Annotated in this window: 19 protein-coding genes; 9 read left to right on the forward strand and 10 right to left on the reverse strand. The window is 58.9% G+C overall.

What is annotated here, in order from left to right; all coding sequences use genetic code 11:
• Positions 1–3: 3 nt before the first annotated feature.
• From AC559G_RS24025 to AC559G_RS24035, 3 genes are all read right to left on the reverse strand, one after another.
• Positions 4–1545 carry an ABC transporter substrate-binding protein gene (locus tag AC559G_RS24025; protein WP_498915159.1) on the reverse strand — a complete coding sequence of 514 codons (1542 nt, stop codon included), beginning with the start codon at positions 1543–1545 and terminating at the stop codon, positions 4–6.
• Between the two features lie 69 nt (positions 1546–1614).
• Positions 1615–2517 carry a homocysteine S-methyltransferase family protein gene (locus tag AC559G_RS24030; protein WP_498915161.1) on the reverse strand — a complete coding sequence of 301 codons (903 nt, stop codon included), beginning with the start codon at positions 2515–2517 and terminating at the stop codon, positions 1615–1617.
• Positions 2518–2676: 159 nt separating this feature from the next.
• The gene (locus AC559G_RS24035) at positions 2677–3042 is read right to left on the reverse strand and encodes a VOC family protein (protein ID WP_498915163.1); all 366 of its coding nucleotides are present in this window, start codon (positions 3040–3042) and stop codon (positions 2677–2679) included.
• 221 nt (positions 3043–3263) lie between these two features.
• Between AC559G_RS24035 and AC559G_RS24040 the strand changes: the two genes are divergently transcribed.
• On the forward strand, positions 3264–4175 hold the full coding sequence (locus tag AC559G_RS24040) for an alpha/beta hydrolase (RefSeq protein ID WP_498915310.1): 912 nt from the start codon (positions 3264–3266) through the stop codon (positions 4173–4175).
• A 9-nt stretch (positions 4176–4184) separates the two neighbouring features.
• Here AC559G_RS24040 and AC559G_RS24045 read toward each other — a convergent pair whose 3' ends face one another.
• Positions 4185–4586, reverse strand: a complete 402-nt coding sequence (locus AC559G_RS24045; RefSeq protein ID WP_498915165.1) for a nuclear transport factor 2 family protein — start codon at positions 4584–4586, stop codon at positions 4185–4187.
• 167 nt (positions 4587–4753) lie between these two features.
• Between AC559G_RS24045 and AC559G_RS24050 the strand changes: the two genes are divergently transcribed.
• Genes AC559G_RS24050 through AC559G_RS24065 form a run of 4 tightly spaced genes read left to right on the forward strand, consistent with a single transcriptional unit; the run spans position 4754 to position 10510 of the window.
• Positions 4754–5938 carry an ABC transporter substrate-binding protein gene (locus tag AC559G_RS24050; RefSeq protein WP_498915167.1) on the forward strand — a complete coding sequence of 395 codons (1185 nt, stop codon included), beginning with the start codon at positions 4754–4756 and terminating at the stop codon, positions 5936–5938.
• A 20-nt stretch (positions 5939–5958) separates the two neighbouring features.
• Positions 5959–6822 carry a branched-chain amino acid ABC transporter permease gene (locus AC559G_RS24055; RefSeq protein WP_498915169.1) on the forward strand — a complete coding sequence of 288 codons (864 nt, stop codon included), beginning with the start codon at positions 5959–5961 and terminating at the stop codon, positions 6820–6822.
• Positions 6822–9302: a branched-chain amino acid ABC transporter ATP-binding protein/permease gene (locus AC559G_RS24060; RefSeq protein ID WP_498915171.1), complete on the forward strand. Its 2481-nt coding sequence runs from the start codon at positions 6822–6824 to the stop codon at positions 9300–9302. Before AC559G_RS24055 ends, AC559G_RS24060 begins: the two co-directional genes overlap by 1 nt.
• Positions 9299–10510, forward strand: a complete 1212-nt coding sequence (locus AC559G_RS24065) for an amidohydrolase family protein (RefSeq protein ID WP_498915173.1) — start codon at positions 9299–9301, stop codon at positions 10508–10510. Before AC559G_RS24060 ends, AC559G_RS24065 begins: the two co-directional genes overlap by 4 nt.
• Here AC559G_RS24065 and AC559G_RS24070 read toward each other — a convergent pair.
• A complete protein-coding gene (locus AC559G_RS24070) occupies positions 10499–11209 on the reverse strand; it encodes a GntR family transcriptional regulator (protein ID WP_498915174.1) in 711 nt (236 codons plus the stop codon). The two genes, AC559G_RS24065 and AC559G_RS24070, sit on opposite strands and share 12 nt — an antisense overlap.
• A gap of 275 nt (positions 11210–11484) precedes the next feature.
• On the opposite strand from AC559G_RS24070, the gene AC559G_RS24075 reads away from it, so the two are divergent.
• Genes AC559G_RS24075 through AC559G_RS24085 form a run of 3 tightly spaced genes read left to right on the forward strand, consistent with a single transcriptional unit; the run spans position 11485 to position 12745 of the window.
• On the forward strand, positions 11485–12006 hold the full coding sequence (locus AC559G_RS24075; RefSeq protein WP_498915176.1) for a DUF2778 domain-containing protein: 522 nt from the start codon (positions 11485–11487) through the stop codon (positions 12004–12006).
• Entirely contained in the window at positions 11981–12253 is a 273-nt protein-coding gene (locus AC559G_RS24080; protein WP_416261840.1) for a hypothetical protein, read from the forward strand. Before AC559G_RS24075 ends, AC559G_RS24080 begins: the two co-directional genes overlap by 26 nt.
• Positions 12254–12745, forward strand: coding sequence for an Hcp family type VI secretion system effector (locus AC559G_RS24085; protein ID WP_416261839.1), 492 nt, complete (start codon positions 12254–12256; stop codon positions 12743–12745).
• 49 nt (positions 12746–12794) lie between these two features.
• Here AC559G_RS24085 and AC559G_RS24090 read toward each other — a convergent pair whose 3' ends face one another.
• Together AC559G_RS24090 and AC559G_RS24095 are read right to left on the reverse strand one after the other, a co-directional pair.
• Positions 12795–14036, reverse strand: coding sequence for a DUF1835 domain-containing protein (locus tag AC559G_RS24090; protein ID WP_498915178.1), 1242 nt, complete (start codon positions 14034–14036; stop codon positions 12795–12797).
• Between the two features lie 149 nt (positions 14037–14185).
• A complete protein-coding gene (locus AC559G_RS24095) occupies positions 14186–15091 on the reverse strand; it encodes a LysR family transcriptional regulator (protein ID WP_498915180.1) in 906 nt (301 codons plus the stop codon).
• Positions 15092–15190: 99 nt separating this feature from the next.
• Here AC559G_RS24095 and AC559G_RS24100 point away from each other — a divergent pair, with 99 nt between their 5' ends.
• Positions 15191–15964 (forward strand): phytanoyl-CoA dioxygenase family protein, encoded by a 774-nt coding sequence (locus tag AC559G_RS24100; RefSeq protein ID WP_498915182.1) that lies wholly within the window; start codon positions 15191–15193, stop codon positions 15962–15964.
• Here the strand turns inward: AC559G_RS24100 and AC559G_RS24105 are convergent.
• The 3 genes from AC559G_RS24105 to AC559G_RS24115 form a co-directional block, all read right to left on the reverse strand.
• Complete coding sequence (locus tag AC559G_RS24105; protein WP_498915312.1) at positions 15959–17038, reverse strand: DUF2817 domain-containing protein; 1080 nt, start codon at positions 17036–17038, stop codon at positions 15959–15961. The genes AC559G_RS24100 and AC559G_RS24105 overlap by 6 nt on opposite strands.
• A gap of 16 nt (positions 17039–17054) precedes the next feature.
• Positions 17055–17834: an ABC transporter substrate-binding protein gene (locus AC559G_RS24110; RefSeq protein ID WP_498915183.1), complete on the reverse strand. Its 780-nt coding sequence runs from the start codon at positions 17832–17834 to the stop codon at positions 17055–17057.
• A gap of 476 nt (positions 17835–18310) precedes the next feature.
• Positions 18311–18886: a YceI family protein gene (locus AC559G_RS24115; RefSeq protein ID WP_498915185.1), complete on the reverse strand. Its 576-nt coding sequence runs from the start codon at positions 18884–18886 to the stop codon at positions 18311–18313.
• Positions 18887–18970 lie beyond the last annotated feature (84 nt).

The following is an 18970-nucleotide window of genomic DNA, read 5'->3' on the forward strand; positions in this document are numbered from 1 at the left end:
CCGTTACGCCAACCAGACTTTTTCCGCAGCACGGTTGCCACTCATGGTGAACCCCGGAATAGCGGTAAAGCCTTTTACTTTGTTGCTGGAGGCGTCCAACGAATCGGCATACAACGGGATGATCTCACTGCCCTTCTCTACCAGCATCAGTTGAATATCGTGGTAGATCTGGCGGCGTTTCTGTTCATCCTGTTCGCCACGCGCCGCAACCACCAGTTGATCGAATGCGGGCTCTTTCCACTGCGATTCGTTCCATGGGGCGTTGCTGGTAAACACCAGCGACAACAATGCATCCGCCGTAGGCCGCATCGACCAGTTGGAAGAGACGAAGGTTTTCTTCATCCACACGTTATCCCAGAAGGCGTCGTCCGGCACCCGTTCCACATTGAGGGGGATCCCGGCGCGTTTGGCGGAAGCCTGGTAAAGCTGGCCGGCATCCACCGCGCCGGGGAAACCGGCTTCCGCCACGGAGAGCGTCAACGGCCCGCTGAAGCCGGTTTTCTGCCAGTGGAATTTGGCCTTTTCCGGATCGTACGGGCGCTGCGGGATATCTTTGGCGAAATACGGGCTGGACGGGAAGATCGGGTTATCGTTGGCCAGGGTGCCGTAACCGCCCAGCACGGTCTGGATCATCTGCTGGCGATCGATGGCATATTTCAGCGCCAACCGGCCATCCAGCGTATTGAACGGCGCGGCCGTCGCCAGGCCGGGGAAGGTGAAAATCTGGCTGTCGCGCGAACGCAGCAGTTGGATCGACGGCATGTTTTTCAGCCGGCCGACGATACGCGGGTTAACGCGGTTGATGATATGCACCGAACCGCTGACCAGCGCAGCAACCCGCGCGGTCGAATCGGACATCGCCAGGGTTTCAACCGAATCGACGTGGCCGTGGGCGCTATTCCAGTGGTTTGGATTACGTTTGGTCAGCGTGCGCACGCCGGGTTTGAAGCTTTCCAGAATGAAGGCGCCGGTGCCTATGCCCTTATCGAAGCTTTCATTTTCCGGCGTAATCACGAAGTGCACATCGCTCAGCAACGCAATGAACTCCACGTTCGGCTCCTGCAGCTTGATCGTCACCTGGTGAGTATCAGTCGCCGTGATCGATACCACAGGCTCCAGATAACCTTTAACCGAGGAGCTGGAATCCTTCGCGCGGTGGTGGTTCAGTGAATAAATAACGTCTTTGGCGCCCAGCGTACGGCCGTCGTGGAACACCACGCCTTTGCGAAGGTTGAGGATCCAGGTACGGCTGCCATCCTGCGTTTCCCAGGATTCCGCCAACGACGGCACGATCTTGCCCTGCTCATCAACGTCAACCAGGCAGTTGAACAACTGCGAGCCGACAACGTACATGTAAGACTCGAACCAAAACGCCGGATCGAGCCGATCGGTTGTCGAACCGTTATCCATACCGATGACCAGGTGGCCGCCCTTTTTCGGCGTGCCCGCAGCATCTTGTGCCCATGCTGAAGAGAGTGGCCAACTGCTAAAGGCCGCCGCCGCCGCAACGGCACCCGTGGTTTTTAAAAAATGACGACGATTCATGATGTTGTTTTCCTGGATTTTGTTTTTTATGCCCTGGGCTAACCACAGGGGGATTATATTTTCTTCTGGTTATTTCAATGCATGCGCCAGCGCCGCAATATGCTCCGGGCCAATGCCGCAACAGCCACCCACCAGCGTGGCCCCGGCCTGCTGCCATTCGAGCGCCCACTGCAGATAGCCTTGCGGATGGGTGTCTTTACGCAACGCGCTCAGGCCCTGGTTAGCGCCCCCGCCGTTGCTGCCGCCTTCAAAGGCATTGGCGTAAACGCCGATGCCCGCCGTGGCGCCCAGCCGTGCCAGGGTTTCATGGGCCTGCCACACCGCAGACAGCATCACTTCCGGGTGGCTGCAGTTAAACAACACGTTCTGCGCCCCCAGCCGGATAGCCGCAGCAACCGCATCCGTAACGCGTTCACCCGAGCGCAATACGCTGTCTGGTTTTACATCATTAATATCGTCATGCAGGCTGAAAGAGAGCCAAAGCGGCTGTGGGCTGCCTTGCAATAGCGCCTGAATGGCCTCGGCTTCGGCAATGGAACTGATGGTTTCGCCCAGCCAAAGATCGACATAGGGTGCCTGGGCAGCGATAAGCACACGGTGGATGGCCTGTGCTTTGTCCCGTTCAAACAGATCGGGGCGATAAGACCCTAGCGCGGGCGGCAACGATCCCGCTACGCGCACCGGCACCGCCGCCGCTGCCGCCGCTTCACGCGCCAACTGGCCAGCCAGCGCGGCCAGGCGTTGCCCATCCTGCTGGAAACGTGCCTCGCCAATGTGAAAAGGCACCACGGCATAGCTGTTGGTGGTTATCACTTCAGCACCGGCATTGATAAAGCTTTGGTGGACTTCTCGCACCCGTTCCGGCGCTTCATACAGCGCCAGCGCCGACCATTCCGGCTGGCGGAAAGGCGCGCCAATACGCGCCAACTCGCGCCCCATACCACCATCGAGTATGGTTATCGAACTTCCCATTGGATAGACCCCGATCGCATAAGACTTTCTGTATGCTACACGGGTTTACGGCTATATGTCTAGACGGCTAAGCGAGTATAAACCGCCGAAATGCAAATGGCTGCACGCCATTGTCTTCCCCTTTTACGCCGACCATGCCGCACGCCGCGCATCAGCCTCTCAGGCCGTTTGCACCGCAATGCGGTTGCCTTCGCTATCGGTGATTTCTGCAATAAATCCGGCGGCGCCGATCGCGGTTTTCGGAAACAGCGTTTCACTTCCCAACGCCGCCGCTTTCGCCAGAACATGATCAATATCGGCGACGCTGAAATAGACAACCACACCTTCCCTGCTCGGCACGTAGGCGTCGCCCTGGGCCAGCGCCCCGCTGGCACCGTCCTTGCCCTCCTCGAAGGGGAAATAGGCCATTTGGCTATCGTGGATAACCACCACCTCCCCCAGCCGGATGCCGAACACCGTACTGTAAAAATGGATGGCCCGTTCGAGCCGGGCTACGGGTATTTCGACATGTGCAATAATATTCATTTACTGGCCCCTTTATGCTGTAGCGTGAGCCGTTGCGCTTATTCGGGCAGGGGCAGCGGCGCTCATGCACGATGGCAAGACACAACTGAGTATACCCAAGCGCTGAACATAAACTAAACACGGCTATACGCCTGGCATGGCTAACCGTTGCCCCGCCGTCATATATCATCGGCTTGGCGTGGTTTGATGCGGTGTTGGCAAATTGGGGGAAACAAAACGTGATGGATCGCCGTCAGTTTATCGCCGGTTCGGCCGGCGCACTTTTCGTACTGCGGATGGGAACAGGCTTCGCGCAGCCGCCGGTCGCGCCCGGCAAACCGATAACGCTGCCGTTATGGCCGGCGGTTCCGCCCGGCGGCGGCGGCCCCGCCGGCGATGAGCGTTGGTCGGCCTACGGGGCGTTGAGCCATGTAGCGTACCCGTCCCTGGCGGTTTTCCAACCGGCAAAGCCGAACGGGCATGCCGTGCTTATCGCTGCCGGCGGCGGCTACAAGCGCATGGAGATGGCAAAAGAAGCATGGCCGGCCGCCGTTTGGCTGACGAACCAGGGGTATACGGCGTATGTTTTGAGCTACCGCCTGCCGGGGGAAGGCTGGCGCGATGGCAACCAGGTTGCACTGCAGGATGCGCAGCGCGCGTTGCGTATTGTCCGCAGCCGCGAGAAGCACCTTACTGTGCTGGGCTTCTCCGCCGGCGGACATCTGCTGGGGCTGGCCGCCTGCCGCCCGGATTACCCAAGCTACCCGGCACAGGATGCGCTGGACGACACCCCGGCTTATGCCGATCGCGCGGCGTTGATCTACCCGATCATCACTCTTGAACGGCCCTATACCCACAGTGCGACGCACAAACTGCTGGCTGGCCCGCACGCCACGGATGCCATCAATGCGCAGTGGTCGGTGCAAAATTTTGTCACGCCGCGCACGCCGCCGATGTTCCTGGTGCAAGCCAAAGACGATAACGTGTCCAACCCGGCGAATACCTTGATCATGGCCGCCGCCTGCCGGCGTGAGCATGTGCCGGTAGCATTATACCGCTACGCGACCGGCGGCCATGGCTTTGGCATGGGCCGGCCCGGCACCGCTACCGTGGCCTGGCCCGCGCACTATAAAACCTGGCTCCACGCCGGCTAAAGCGGGCCGCTACTCAGCCTGTGCGATTTCCGGCGCCAGAATCCACTCGGCGCTGTCGTTCCACACATCCATTTTAACGATCTTGCCGCCGCGCACTTCATAGCGATCCAGATAACGGTTGCCGGCAAACGGGCGGCCGTCCGGCCATTCGCCATACAGCGTGCCGTTGGAATACACCACGACATGATCGCCGCGATCCATCCAGTCAAACTGCTCAACGCGTTTTTTCACCCATTTATAGCGTGCGCCGTTAAAGTCGGTGATACCTTGGGTGGTGGGCATTTCGCGCTTGCCGGTAAACGTGATCTTAACCTGTGGGTGCATGTAGGTCGCGGCGCGCACCGCATCGGGGGCCATCGAAGCCTCCAGAAAGCCTTTTACGATCTCAACGGCGTTTTCAATCTCAGACATAAGCACTCCTGTGTTATCGCTGCACTACTTTGACGCGTCGGCACCAAAATGGCGCAACTTCGCGGGAATTACACGCCGTTTGGCGCGGCTTTTCAGCAATATCAAACTGGCACTCAAATTGCTAGAAATAATATACAAAATAGCTAGCAATCCATCTGAGGTGCAACATGTTCGGAAAATCACGCCTGAAAAACTGGCGCCTGCACACTGCGGCAGCCACTCTGTTTACCCTGATGTCAGCCGGCGCCCTGGCGGCGGAAGAACCGATTAAAGTCGGTCTGGTGGCGGCGCTCACCGGTCAGTCGGCCAAGTCCGGTGAAGCGCTGACGCGCGGCCTGACCATCGCCATCGACGAAATCAACGCCGCAGGGGGCGTAAAGGGCCGCCCGTTGGCGCTGGTGCGCCGCGATGACGAAAGCAATCCCAGTAAAGGCATGCTGGCGGCGCGCGAACTGATCCAGCGCGAGAAAGTGGCGGTGCTGTTTGGCGGGCTGGATACGCCGGTATCGCTGGCGATTGTGCCGTTAGCCAATCAGTTGAAAATGCCGTTCGTCGGCATTTGGGCGGCGGGCACCGGCATCACCCAGAACGGGGCGAAACAAAACTATGTGTTCCGCGTCTCGGCGGTGGATGAGTTGGTGGACGAAGCGCTGGTGGAATACGGCGTCAGCAAGAAAGGCATGAAAAAGCCGGGTATGATCCTGGTGAACAACCCGTGGGGCGAATCCAACGAGAAAGGCTTTCGCGCCGCGTTGCAAAAGCGCAACCTACCGATCGCCGGCGTTGAGCGTATCGAAGACAGCGATGTCGATCTGGTGCCGCAGTTAACCCGGCTGAAAAATGCCGGCGCCGATGCCTTATTGATGGTCGGCAACGTGGGCCCTTCCGCTCAGGTGGTGAAATCGCTGCATAAAATGAACTGGCAGGTGCCGGTGGTTTCCCATTGGGGGCCGGCGGGCGGGCGCTTTAGCGAGCTGGCCGGGCCGGGGGCCGATCGCGTGACCTTCATCCAAACCTTTGTCTTTACCGAACACAACTCCGCCAAGGCCGAACGGGTGCTGACGGCGCTGAAAACCAAATATCCGCAGATCAAAAACCTGGCCGACGTTACCCCTGCAGTGGGCATCGCCAATGCCTATGACGCCATGCACCTGACCGCCATGGCGATGAACAACGCCGGCAGCCTGGACGGCACGGCGGTGCGCGACGGTTTCTACGCCATTAAGGATTACCCCGGCCTGATCAAGCACTACACGCAACCCTTCACCCCAGAACAGCACGATGCTCTGGGGCCAAAAGACTATGTCTTCGCCCACTTCGTCGGCGAGCAGATCGTCCCGGTTAACGAGTAACCCACGCGAGGAACCTGACCATGTGGAGCACTGCCCTGACCACCGGCCTGAGCCTCGGCAGCATGTATGCGCTGCTGGCGCTCGGCTTTCATATCACCTGGATTGTGTCGCGCACGCTTAACTTCGCACAGGGCAGTGCGATGATGGTCGGCGCCACGCTCGGCTACACGCTAAGCGTCAGTTGGGGCTGGCCGCTGTGGCTGGCGCTGCCCGCCACATTGCTGTGCTGCGCGCTGTACGGCATGTTGATCGAGCGCCTGCTGGTGCGCCCGTTTGTCGCACGCAATTCGGACGCCTGGCTGATGGCGACGGTGGCGGGCGGCATCCTGGTGGATAACCTGGCGATGTTCACCTTCGGTAAAGAGCCGCGCCAGTTCCCGGTGACCGACGTCAACTTCACGCTGTTCGGCAATCAACTGTCGCTGATTAACCTGCTGATCCCGCTCACCGGCCTGGTGATTGTGGTGGCGCTGACGCTGGTGCGCCGCTATAGCCGCCTGGGCAAAGTGCTGGAGGCCACGGTGCAAAACCCGCGCGCCGCACAGTTGATGGGCATTCGCGTCAACACCGTGGTGGCCGTGGCCTTTGCCCTCTCCACGCTGTTCGCTGCGCTGGCCGGGCTACTGATTGCGCCGCTATTCAATATCCACAGCGACATGGGCACGTTGTTTGGCCTGAAAGCCTTTGCCGTGGCGATCCTGGGCGGCCTGGCCAGCAGCAGCGGCATCTGGATCGCCGGACTGCTGTTTGGCCTTAGCGAAGCGCTGGTCACGCTGTGGTTTGGCTCCGCCTTTACGCAGATTTTCACCTTCTCGCTGGTGATCCTGGCGCTGGCGCTGCGCCCCGACGGGCTGTTTGGTAAAAAACTGAGGGTGAAAGTGTAATGCAACGTTTTCCTGTCAATACGGTGGCTTTGGCACTGCTTGGCGTGATCGCCCTGCTACTGCCCTTTTTCCTCGGCAGCTATGCGCTGCTGGTGTTTTCACTGTTTGCGCTTGGCGTCACCACCGTCGCCGGCCTGAATATTTTGCTTGGGCTGAGCGGCCAGGTTTCCTTCGGCCATATCGCGTTTTATGCGCTGGGAGCCTATATTTCCGCCGGGCTGACCCTGGCCGGGCTGCCGCTCGGCATAGCGATGCTGGCGGCAATGCTGGCATGCGGCCTGATCGGCGGCCTGCTGGCGATCCCGGCGCTGCGCGTAAGCGGCCCATTCCTGGCGATGATCACTATCGCTTTTGCGCTGGTCGTGCGCCATGTGTTGATCGAGTGGCGTGATGTGACCGGCGGCTCGAACGGCCTGATGGGCATCCCGATGCCTGAATTCGGCGGGCTCGATCCGGCTATCGGCCTGGCGGTTTGCTGCGGTCTGCTGATGATGGCGGCGCTGTGCGGCTTCGCCCGCCTGCAGCACAGCCAATGGGGGCTGGCGATGCGCGCAGTGAAAGCCAGCGAAATCGCCGCGCGTTCGCTGGGCTTTAACCCCGTGGTGAGCAAAACCCTCGCCTTTACCCTTTCCGCCGTGTTGACCAGCGCCGCCGGCGCCCTGGTGGCGCCGCTGATGATGTTCATCAACCCGGATTCCTTCCCTTTTTCGCAGTCGATATTGTTTATTCTCGCCGTCGTTATCGGCGGCAGCGGCACGCTGTTAGGGCCGGTGCTGGGGGCGCTGTTGATCGTTGTGCTGCCGGAACTGTTGTCCTCATTTGCCGAATACCGGTTGCTGATCTTCGCCGTGCTGTTGCTGGTGGTACTGTGGCTGGCGCCGCGCGGGCTGCTGGGCACCCTGGGCCGCTGGCTGGCGAAACCGCCGGTAGCATTGGCGCCGCAAACGCCTGACGCCGCCCTGCTGCAACGCCATTTCAGCCACAGCGGCCAGCCGCTGCTGAAGGTGGAAAATATCGGTATCCGCTTCGGCGGCGTACAGGCGGCGAAGGACGTCAGCTTTAGCGTGCGCGGCGGGGAAGTGTTGGGACTGATCGGCCCTAACGGTGCCGGGAAAACCACCGTACTGAATATGATTAGCGGCTTTTACCGCGCCGACAACGGCAGCATCCAGTTGCAACGGGAACTGCGCGGGCTGGCCGCTTGGCGAGTCGCCCGCAACGGCATCGCCCGCACCTACCAAACCACCCAGCTATTCAGCGGCATGAGCGTGCTGGAGAACTTGTTGGTAGCCCAACAACGCGGCAGGCAGGGGTTGCCGTGGCGGCGCCCGGCCGCCGAGGCCCATGATATTGCGCTCGCGCTGCTGGCGTTGGTGGGTTACCGCGGTTCGGTACATACCCCGGCGGAAGATCTGCCGCACGTCGATCGGCGGCTGGTAGAGATCGCCCGCGCGCTGGCGCTTAACCCGGCCCTGCTGCTACTTGATGAACCGGCGGCGGGCCTGAGCCGGGAAGAAACCGACGCGCTGATCCCACTGCTGCGCCGGCTGGCAAGCTTTGGGCTGGCGATAATCGTCGTCGAGCACGATATGGCGTTGGTCATGGCAGTGAGCGATCGGCTCCAGGTACTGGACGCCGGCAAACCACTGGCGCACGGCGCACCCGCCGAAGTGCAGCGCAATCCGGCCGTCGTGGCGGCCTACCTCGGCGGCACCGACTACCGCGGTAAACCGCGCCAGCGGGCGCTGTATTCCGATGGTCAGCCGGGGCTGGTGGTGAACCAACTGACGCTGGATTACGGCGCCGCGCCGGTGGTGCGCGACGTCAGCTTCAGCGTCAATCCGGGGGAAACGGTCGCGATCCTCGGCGCCAACGGCGCGGGCAAATCCACCATTCTGCAAACCCTCGCCGGCCTGCATCCGGCGCGCAGCGGCGCGATTTATCTGCACGACCATTCAATCAAAGAACTGAACGCCAGCCAGATTGCCGCTCGCGGCCTGGCATTGGTGCCGGAAGGGCGGCAGTTATTCCCGCAGATGACGGTGCTGGATAACCTGCTGATCGGCCAGCATGCCTGTGCCGAAAGACACGATCCGCAGGCGGAGATCGAAAAGGTGCTGACACGCTTCCCGCGGCTGCGTGAGCGGCTGCACAGCCCGGCAGGGCTGCTTTCCGGCGGTGAACAGCAGATGGTGGCGATCGGCCGCGGCCTGATGTCGCGCCCTTCGATCCTGCTGCTGGATGAGCCGAGTCTTGGCCTCTCGCCGGCGATGATCGGCGAGCTGTACGATGCGCTGGCAGCGCTGCGCGATGAGGGCGTTACGCTGTTGCTGGTGGATCAGATGGCCAACCTGGCGCTGACCATTGCCGATCGGGCGTTGGTGCTGGAATCGGGCGTCGTGGTGAAAGCCGGCCGCGCTAAGGATCTGTTGGCGCAGGCGGATCTGGCCGACGCCTGGCTGGGAGCTGCGAACGCATGAAACGCCTTAAGATAATGAACGCGCGCCTGGCGAACCAGCCGGGGCTGCACAGCCTGTTGATTGAGGACGGGCGTTTTGTCGCCGTCCTGGCGGCGCCGGCCGAAACGCTGGATCTGCAGGGCGCGCTGGTGCTGCCCGGCCTGATCGAAACCCATATCCACCTGGATAAAGCCTGTATTATCGATCGCTGCCGCCAACAGGAAGGCACGCTGGCGGAAGCCATCCGCGAAACGGCGCGCGCCAAGACGGATTTCAGCGAGCAAGATGTCTATCAGCGCGGGGCCAACGTGCTGGAAATGGCGATTATGCAGGGCACCAGCCACATGCGCACCCATATCGAGATCGATCCGGTGATAGGCCTGACGGGCTTTAACGCCATTCGCCGTCTGCAGGCCGATTACGCCTGGGCGATTGATCTGCAACTGTGCGTGTTCCCGCAGGAAGGGATGCTCAATAACCCCGGCACCGAAGCGCTGTTGTGCGAGGCGCTGGCCAGCGGCGCGGATCTGTTGGGCGGCTGCCCCTACACCGACAGCGATCCGATCGGGCAGATCCGGCGGCTGTTTGCGCTGGCGGCGCAGTACGATGTCGATCTGGATTTCCACCTCGATTTTGATCTTTTGCCGGAAAACCGATTAATCGATGAGGTGATCAACCAAACGCGCCGTTGGCGGCGCGGCGGGCGCGTGACCGCTGGGCACGTCACCAAGCTGGCGCTGCTGGAACAAGATGCGCTGCGGGCTCTGGGCGCTGAACTGGCGCTGGCCGGGGTGCAGATCACCGCCCTACCCGCCACCGATCTGTTCCTCACCGCACGCGATCGCTTTGCGCTCAAACCGCGCGGCGTAGCGCCGGTAGATGAACTGGATAGCCTTGGCGTCGTCTGTTCGCTTTCCACCAACAATATCGCCAACCCGTTCACGCCGTTTGGCGATGCATCGCTGGTGCGGCAAGCCAACCTGTTCGCCAACGTCCGCCAGCTCGGCACCCAGGCGGATCTGCTGCGCTGCCTGTCGTGGATCTCGAGCCAGGCGGCACGGCTGCTGCGCCTGAAGGATTACGGGTTAACGCCGGGCTGCCAGGCGGATTTTGTGGTGTTTGACGCCGAACGCGCCGATCAGGTGGTGGCGGAGATCGCCGCACCCAGAATGGGCTTTAAGCGCGGGCGCCAGACCTTCCACCGCCCGCGCGCCGCGTTACTTCGCTAGGCTTGCTTCAGCATTCAGCGCCTGGCGCAGCGACATCGCGCCAGCCGCTGGATCCAGATCCAGCGCCAGTTCCGCCTCCAGCTCATTTAAATGCGCCAGCATGATCCGCTGCGCCTCTTCCACCTTGCCAGCCGCTAGCGCCGCCACAATCGCACCGTGTTCCGCGCATTGGCAGGCCGGCGTATCGTTGCGCTGATAAAGCGCGACAATCAGCGAACTGCGCACCATCAGGTTGGCAAGGATTTCCCCCAGCACTTTATTGCCGCTGACACTGGCCAGCAGCAGGTGAAAGGCGCTGAGCTCGCGCACAATGTCCCGGCGATCCTGCCGCTGCGCCGCTGCGCGCTCCGCCTGCTGCTGGGCGGCGATCTCGTCGCTAAACTGCGCGATACGCTCCGGCGTGATAGAGGCCACAATCGCACTTTCAATGGCGCGGCGGGCAATGAAAATCTCACGCGCCTCCCGCGCCTCTGGCTGCGCCACCATCGCGCCGCGGTTCGGCTCAATGGTGACAATATGCAGCAACGCCAGGCGCTGCAACGCGGCCTGCACATGGTTGCGGTTGGCATTCAGTGCTTCGACAATCTGCGCTTCCACCAACCGGGCACCGGGCTTTAGCCGGTGCTGAGCAATAGCAACCGACAGCGCCTCAACGATACGTTGTACTTCACGCTGTTTTGCGGTGGCAACCTGACTCATCCTTACCTCAATCTGGCCTGATAGATAGCCGCTACTATAACATCTAACCTGGCACCGCCTCACTACTGAACAGCCGGCACCGCAATCGTCACGTCACCCCCTGGGCGCATGCGCCAAACGCATATGCAACAAGGGGTTCCATAGGTTGATTTTTATACTTATTGATATGTAGCACCAATGCCTTTCCGTTGTATAAAGCCAGATTTTAATCTAGCCGGCATAACAAAACAGCGGTACTATTAGCCTGCTTACATTACAGGGATATGTGGTGATTTATGGCATTACATGGAAAAATGATTCTAAACGGGGCTGATTACGCGCCTTTCAATCTGTACGGCGTGGGCGCGTTTATGGCGTTCTCTGGTAAGGGGGTTTATCGGAACAAGGGGGCATGTGGGGCTATCCCCAATGATGGGCCATTACCGCCAGGTAAGTATTGGATCGTAGAGCGTGGAACTGGTGGTATCGGTTCGTGGATTAAAGCTAAATCTCAAGATTTATTCAATAAGTACTACTACGGTGCTGAATTTGGGCGTGATGAATGGTTTGCCTTGTACAAGGATGATTGGAGCATTGATGATCATACTTGGATTAATGGCGTTAAACGTGGGCTATTCAGACTTCACCCAGGCCAAGTCTCCGAAGGCTGTATAACGATCGCACATAACTCAGATTATGCACTTATCAGAAATGCGTTAATGAGAACAACAGCGATGCAGGTTCCTTGCATGAAATATCTTATGGCACGTGGTTGGGTTGAGGTGGTAGCCAATGGCTATAACAACACTTGTCCGTAGGATTTCCAAAGTTACATTATATCTTCTGCTCTCTTTGGTTGTAGCGCGCTCATTGGGCAATCCTGAAGTATGGTTTGACCATGATTTAGCAGTTCGTATAGGCCATATGATTTATGGTGCAGGTGAGATAGGGGCAGATAATTTTTATGACCTTTATTTTTACATTTCTGTAATCACAGTTTTCCCTACCACTACTGTGATTTATATTTTATCAATGAAGTTAGTCAAAAAAATAAGGAAAAAATAAATGCCAATCCCTCCATATATGTGGCTTAAAGATGATGGCGGCGCAGGAATTAAAGGTTCTGTAGATGTTCAAGACCGCGAAGGAAGTATAGAGATCATCGGATTAAGTCACGGCATTAACCTACCTGTAGATAGTGCCAATGGTAAAATAACTGGCACACGTCAGCATTCATCTATGATGATTGAAAAGGAAGTTGATAGCTCTACACCGTATCTTTATAAAGCCGCAGCGACTGGCCAGTCGCTGAAAAGCGCAGAGATTCGCTTCTACCACATAAACGATGCAGGACAAGAGGTCTGCTATTACACCGTGTTGATGGAAAACGTGAAAATTACTGGCGTTAACTGCGGTGTACCTAACGTGAAATTAGCTGGCAACGATAAAATGAATCATGTCGAGAGCGTCAGCCTGCAGTATGAAAAAATCACCTGGCGTATTGTTGATGGAAATATCCAGTACACAGACTCTTGGAACGAACGTCCTACAGCGTAAAAGGTGAAGGGGGAATAATCCCCCCTCGAAAATCCGCGGCAAATAAGGATTACGATTCGCGCCAGACCGGGGAAAGTTCGGCGTCAATCGCCCAGTGCGCTTGGCGTGGCGCGATGCATACCCCACCCACCCAGCGCGCCTGCGAGGCATAATCCGGCCAGTATGCCTGGCCTTTCACTACCGCCAGCCCCAATTCGGTCAGCGTTAATCGCCGCGCGGGCCATTCACGCTGTGGATCGGCCTCTATCAGCAGGGGTTCATCCGCATCAATCAGCGGCCGGATCAAGGCATGGAACATTAAATCGCCTAAATAAGGCAGCGGATCCAGCTCTGCGTTAAGCACGGCGAAAACGTTACCGAATGCCACTGGGCCGGCCTGATGGATGTAGTGCAACGCCAAGCGTTCCGTTAGCGACAGCCCATCCTGAATGTGCGGTAGCTCTTGTAATTGCCGCAGCAAGGCCGGGGCAAGCAAAGGCAGCGCCGCATGGGGCTGGTGCGCAAGCGCCGCCAGTTGCACCGGCGATGCGCTGCAATACGCGGCCCACGCCTGGCAGGCCAAACGGTGCGCCGCAGCCCCAATGGGCCTGCGCTGCGGCCACAGCCAGGCCAGCACATCGGGGGAAAGCTGGCCGATGCCAATAAAGCGCTCAACCCCTGGCACGTGGTTTATTTCAATCAGCTCCAGTTTCTGCGGCAGCCGTTTCAGGCCGGCCAACACCCGGATCAGGAACAGTTGATCGTAGGCATCCGCTTCGCACCACAATATAGCGTTGGCACTGTGCGCCAGATTTTCCAGGCACTGGTATTCGTTATCAAAACGCGACGTGACCTCGGCCTTTGCAATACCAAAGGCACTACTGATGAATTCAGTGCGCTGCGCCCGGTATTGCGCAAAGGGCAGATCCTGAACCGGCCCCATGCAGAAAGGATCGCTCAGCGTTTGGAATTCCCCACGGAAACCGGCAATCCGTAGCGCGTGTTCGATATCATTGCCGCAGCGCCAGTGCGCGGTATGCGCTTCGTTGTCCGCGGCGAAACTGGGATAGCGGGCAGCGAAATCGAGCGCCTCTACGTGCGCTTTTAATTTGGGCCAACTGCTAAAACCAAGGCCGCGGGCGATCAGCCACTGGGCGCCCGACAGGGTGATAGCAGCGGTGGGATTGAGGCGCTGAAGCAAGGCCAATTCATCAGGCGCAGCGCCTTGTTTTAACCGACGCAGCAGTGCCTTCGCGCGTTTGCGTTGTTGCTCAAGGTTGATGTGACCATTGTCGATGTGTGATGCAGACATACGAACTCCTTATCATTACCTTATCCGCATTCAGGTAGGGAGTCGTAAGATACGCTGTGGGCAAACAATCCTGGGCGTAGCCCTTTCCGCAGATGGCGGCGCAGATCACGCCTGCCGTGAGTATAACTATTAAGAAATGGGCGCGCAATCTATACGCCTTGGGCCATCGCCAGCAGCCACGCCAGCAGTTGCCGCCCGCCGGGCAACTCAAGGCTACCTGGCGGCCAGGCGACAAAATAAGGTTTGCTAAGCGGCAGGCTCAGGCTATCGAGCACCACCAATTGGCCACTTTTCAGCGCTGGGCCGATCAGCCGCCGCTGCCCAAGCAACAGGCCGTGGCCCTGGATTGCCGCATCAATGGCCAGCGAGGTGAGATTAAAGGTCAGATGCCGGCGCCCGCCAGGCGCGGCGATCCCTCGGGCCTGGCACCACTCGCGCCAGTTGGGCAAAAAGCGCCCGTCCTGCCCCCAATCAAGATGAATCAGCGGCGCCGTAGCCAGGCCGGCCAGGCCATTGATGGCGGCCGCCAGCGCCGGGCTGGCCACCGGCAACACCTCATCCTGAAACAGCCGGCGCTTTTCCAGTTGGGGGTACTGATGCACGCCGAAGCAAATAACAAAGTTCGCCGACATGGCGTTGAAATCCACATGGCCGTGGGTGGCGTGCAGCGCCAGATCCACCTCTGGGCAATAGTGTTCCCAGCTTGCCAGGCCGGGCAGCAGCCACAGCGAAGCCAGCGCCGGCAGGCAGTACAGCGCAAGCCGCTGCGCCTGGCGCTCCGCATTCAGGTTATGCTGCCCCAGTTGCAGGATCTCGAACGCCTCTTTCACATAGCGCAGGTATTCTTTGCCCGCCTCGGTCAGTTTCACGCCGCTGCGGGTGCGCACAAACAGCGTGACGTGCAGTTGTTCCTCCAATAACCGGATTTGCTGGCTCACCGCGGCGGGAGTTAATGCCAGCAGCGCCGCCGCTTTCGCCAGGCTCCCTGCTTCCGCCGCCACCTGAAAGGCCTGGATGCTGTTCATTTTCGGCAATTTGGGCTGCACGGGCGGCATATAACTTTCCTTTTGTTAGCGTTAAGAAATTTTTGCTACGGCTGATAGCGGCAGGCTGCTTATAGTGAACGCCACCTGCACAAAACGAGAACCAAAACCATGTTGAACACCATCGTCCAAATCGATGCCCATCCCTTAGCGGATCCCGCCTGGCGCCAGACCTGCCGGGAAACGCTGCAGCGCGACGGCGCGCTGGTACTGCGCGGCTTCCTGACCGGCGCAGCGCTCGAGCAGGTACGCCAGGAAGGCGAGGCCCGCCACCATTTGGCCTGGTACGCCGTCAACCGCCATAACGTTTACCTGCTGAAACCCGATCCGGCCTTGCCGGCCGAGCATCCGCGCAACCGTGAGGTTGTCTCCACCAAGGGCTGCATTACCGACGATCAGGTTGCGCCGGATTCCCCGCTGCGCCAGCTTTATAACGATGCCCAGTTCCGCGATTTCCTGTGCGATGTGCTGGAAGAAGAAGCGCTGTGGCCTTATGCCGATCCGCTGTCGTCCATCAACCTGCACTACGCCCACGCCGATCAGCAACTGGGTTGGCATTTCGACAATTCATCGTTCGCCATCACGTTGCTGATCCAAAAACCGTTGGGCGGCGGCGTGTTCGAATATGTCCGCGATCTGCGTGACGCCGACGCCGGCGAAATGAACTACGCCGGGGTGGCGGAGGTGCTGGATGAACAACGCCCGGTCGCCAAACTGGCGATTGAGCCAGGTGATCTGGTGCTCTTTCGCGGGCGCAACGCGCTGCACCGGGTCACCCCGACCGAAGGTGAAAAACCCCGGATGCTGGCGGTGCTGGCCTGGAACGCACAACCGGGGATCGCCCTGTCTGAAACGGCTCGCATGACGTTTTACGGGCGGCTATAAAGGCTCGCTTTCCGCTAACGCCCGCCACGCCCGGCGGAAAATCTGCCGGGTACGCAGCGCCACCAGCTCACGCCAGTCCTCATCCGCCGGCCAGAAACCGGCCACCAGCGCCTGCTTCACCGCCCGCCCAGCGGGGCTAAGCGGATCGCCTGCCAAGTGCAGCCAGTGATCGTTCCGCACCCGCTGGTGCATCTGTTCCCCACTCAGGGTGCCGCACTCAATCACCAGTTGGATCAGTTCCACGCCAGGCAGGCTATCCAGCATAAACTGGGACAGATAGCCGGTTGCGCTGGCCGTAACGCCGGTGTCGCTCTCGCGCCCGGCACCGGTAAACAATACGGTGAGCCATTCGCCGAACCACTGCCGGGCAAGCGCCTGCTCCGGGCGCGGCGTTTCGGAAATAGCCAGCAGCATCGGGTGGCCCCAGGCGCCAGCACCGGTATGCAGGTCAAAACTGATGATCCGCCGGGCGTGGCTAAGGTGGCGTTCGATAATCTGTTTCAGGGTTTGGCGCGACCAACTCTCGCCCACGCCGCCGAAGAACAGGCCGTCGGCATGGCGATACTGCCCGGCTTCCACCACCCGCTTCACTGCCGGCCAGCCCTGGGCGCCCAACACCGCCGCCAACGCACGATCCGCCGGCTCCCGCTCGCCATGATAAAACGCATGATATTTTTCATAATCTGCGTTCACCGGCAGCGGTTGCCCAAAATCGACGAAATTACGGTTAAGATCAATGTTGTCTTCGTTTACGCGCCGCAGCCAGGCGGTGCCCCAGGGGTTGATCAGATGGATCAGCACCGCGGCAGTATCCGGCGGCAAGGCGTGCGGATCGTATTCATCCAGCCAGGCGATCTGGCTCTCTGAACCGTAGTAGCCCTCTACCCCGTGCGTGCCGGAAATAATCACCAGCAGGCGGCTGGCCTGCGCCGGGCCGATCAACGCAACATCGGTATATAGGGTTTCGCCTTGCGGGCCGGGCAGCGGGTGCCGCCAGTGGCTCAACGCCCCGCCGGCCCGCTGCACTGCCGCAAGAAAACGCGCCCGCTGGGCGCCATAATCAGGTAATGCCACGGCATCCGTCACGGCCTTATTCCTTGTTTGGGTAGACGTTGAAATGGAAGTACTTTTTGGTCAGGCGATCATATTCACCATTTTTATGTAGCTCGGCCAGCGCCTGGTTAATCAGGGCCAGATTGGCCTTATCATCTTTACGCAAACCGATCCCAACGCCTTCGCCAAAGAATTTCTTATCCGCCAACGTTGCCACGATGGCGTAACCTTTGCCCTGATCCCGGCTCAGAAATCCCTCATCGGCCGATACGGCATTGGTCAGCGTGCCGTCTAACCGGCCGGTAACCAGATCCGGCCACAGCTCTTCCTGGTTCGGGTAGGCAACCACATGTACGCCCGCCGGCGCCCATTTTTCGTTGGCCCAGGATTCGTGAATGGTGCCCTGGGCTACACCAATGTTTTTGCCCTTGAGGGTGGCGATATCAGCCTTTAACCCGCTGCCTTTCGGGGCGACCAGCGCACTCGGCGTGTTGTAAACCATGTCGGAGAAGGCAACCTGTTGGCGGCGCTTATCCGTCATCGACATAGCGGACAAGATAGCGTCGAACTTTTTGGCCTGCAGCGCAGGGATAATGCCGTCAAAACCGATTTGCACCCATTGGCATTGCACCTTGGCCTGATGGCAAATCGCATTGCCCAAATCAATGTCGAAGCCCTGCAACGCGCCATCCGGCGCTTTGGACTCAAAGGGCGGGAAGGTCGGATCGACGCCAAAACGCAGCGTCTGTTGGGCCGCCGCCGCGCCGCAAAAGCCCAGCAACCCAGCCAAGCAGGCGGATAACAGTTGTTTTTTCATTGCTTACTCCCTGAAAAATCATGCGGTAAAAGGCAGGCGAGGTTATTGGCCTGCTGCAGGTGAAACCTGTGTTTATGCCGGTGAAGCGTAATACCGGCTTGTTGGTAAAACTTGATACTGGTGGATCACGCCTGCCAAGGCAACCCGCGACATCAGCATTATTCCCTGTGAAATAGACGATTAAGACACAGCTCTGACACGCAGGCCGTTTATAAACATACATGTATATACAGGAGTGCTAATGCAAGCATTTATCGTGCCAAAGCGGAATGGGTATAAAACGGAAGGCGGCGGTCACGCAGCTGCGGCGCGTGCACCAAAACAGGCCAGCGCTGCTGCCTTATGGCACCGGGGCGCGGCGGTTTTGGCGAACCTGGGGGCGATTTCAGCAGGGGAACCAAGTGCTAAAAAGAGCGGCGTGTTATTGGGGGGGACATCAATATCTGGCTGGCACAGGCCAGCCAGAAAACAACCGGTTATTTACTATAGGCTTCGGTTGAGATAGTCAGTGTGATTTCATCAGCAACGGCAGGAACATATTTATCAATTTTAAAGTCAGAGCGTTTGATCGTACCTACGGCATCAAACCCGATAGCAGGCTTTTTCAGCATCGGCTGAATATCCTGTTTGTTGAGGGTGGCATGCAGCGTGACCGGTTTAGTGGTGCCCTTAATGGTCAGGTTACCTTCAACGTCGAACTGATTATCACCCTTGGCGATAACTTTGGTGCTACGGAACGTCGCCGAAGGATATTTCGCCACGTCAAAATATTCCGCACCCTTGAACTCTTTGGTCAGCAGCGGAACGTGGCTGTCTATTTCAGAAACCGGAAGAGTAACATTGATGGTTGATTTTTCAGGGCTTTCTTTATCGAACACCAGTTCGCCTTTGGCATTCGGGATCACCGCTGTTGGATGAGAAAAACCGAAGTGGTTCCAGGTTACAATAACGGAAGTATGTTCCGGGTTGAGCTCGTATTTTACAGCTTCTGCCTGTGACAGCGGGACATAAAGACTTGTTACCGCAAACAACGCGATGGCGATCTTTTTCATATTATTCACTGCACTACCCTCATTAATGAGCAAGCATTAGGAAAGACATTTTCACAAGCTATTAACAACGTTGATAGTGAATAG

It is taken from the genome of Gibbsiella greigii (assembly GCF_039540155.1).
Lineage (GTDB): Bacteria > Pseudomonadota > Gammaproteobacteria > Enterobacterales > Enterobacteriaceae > Gibbsiella > Gibbsiella quercinecans.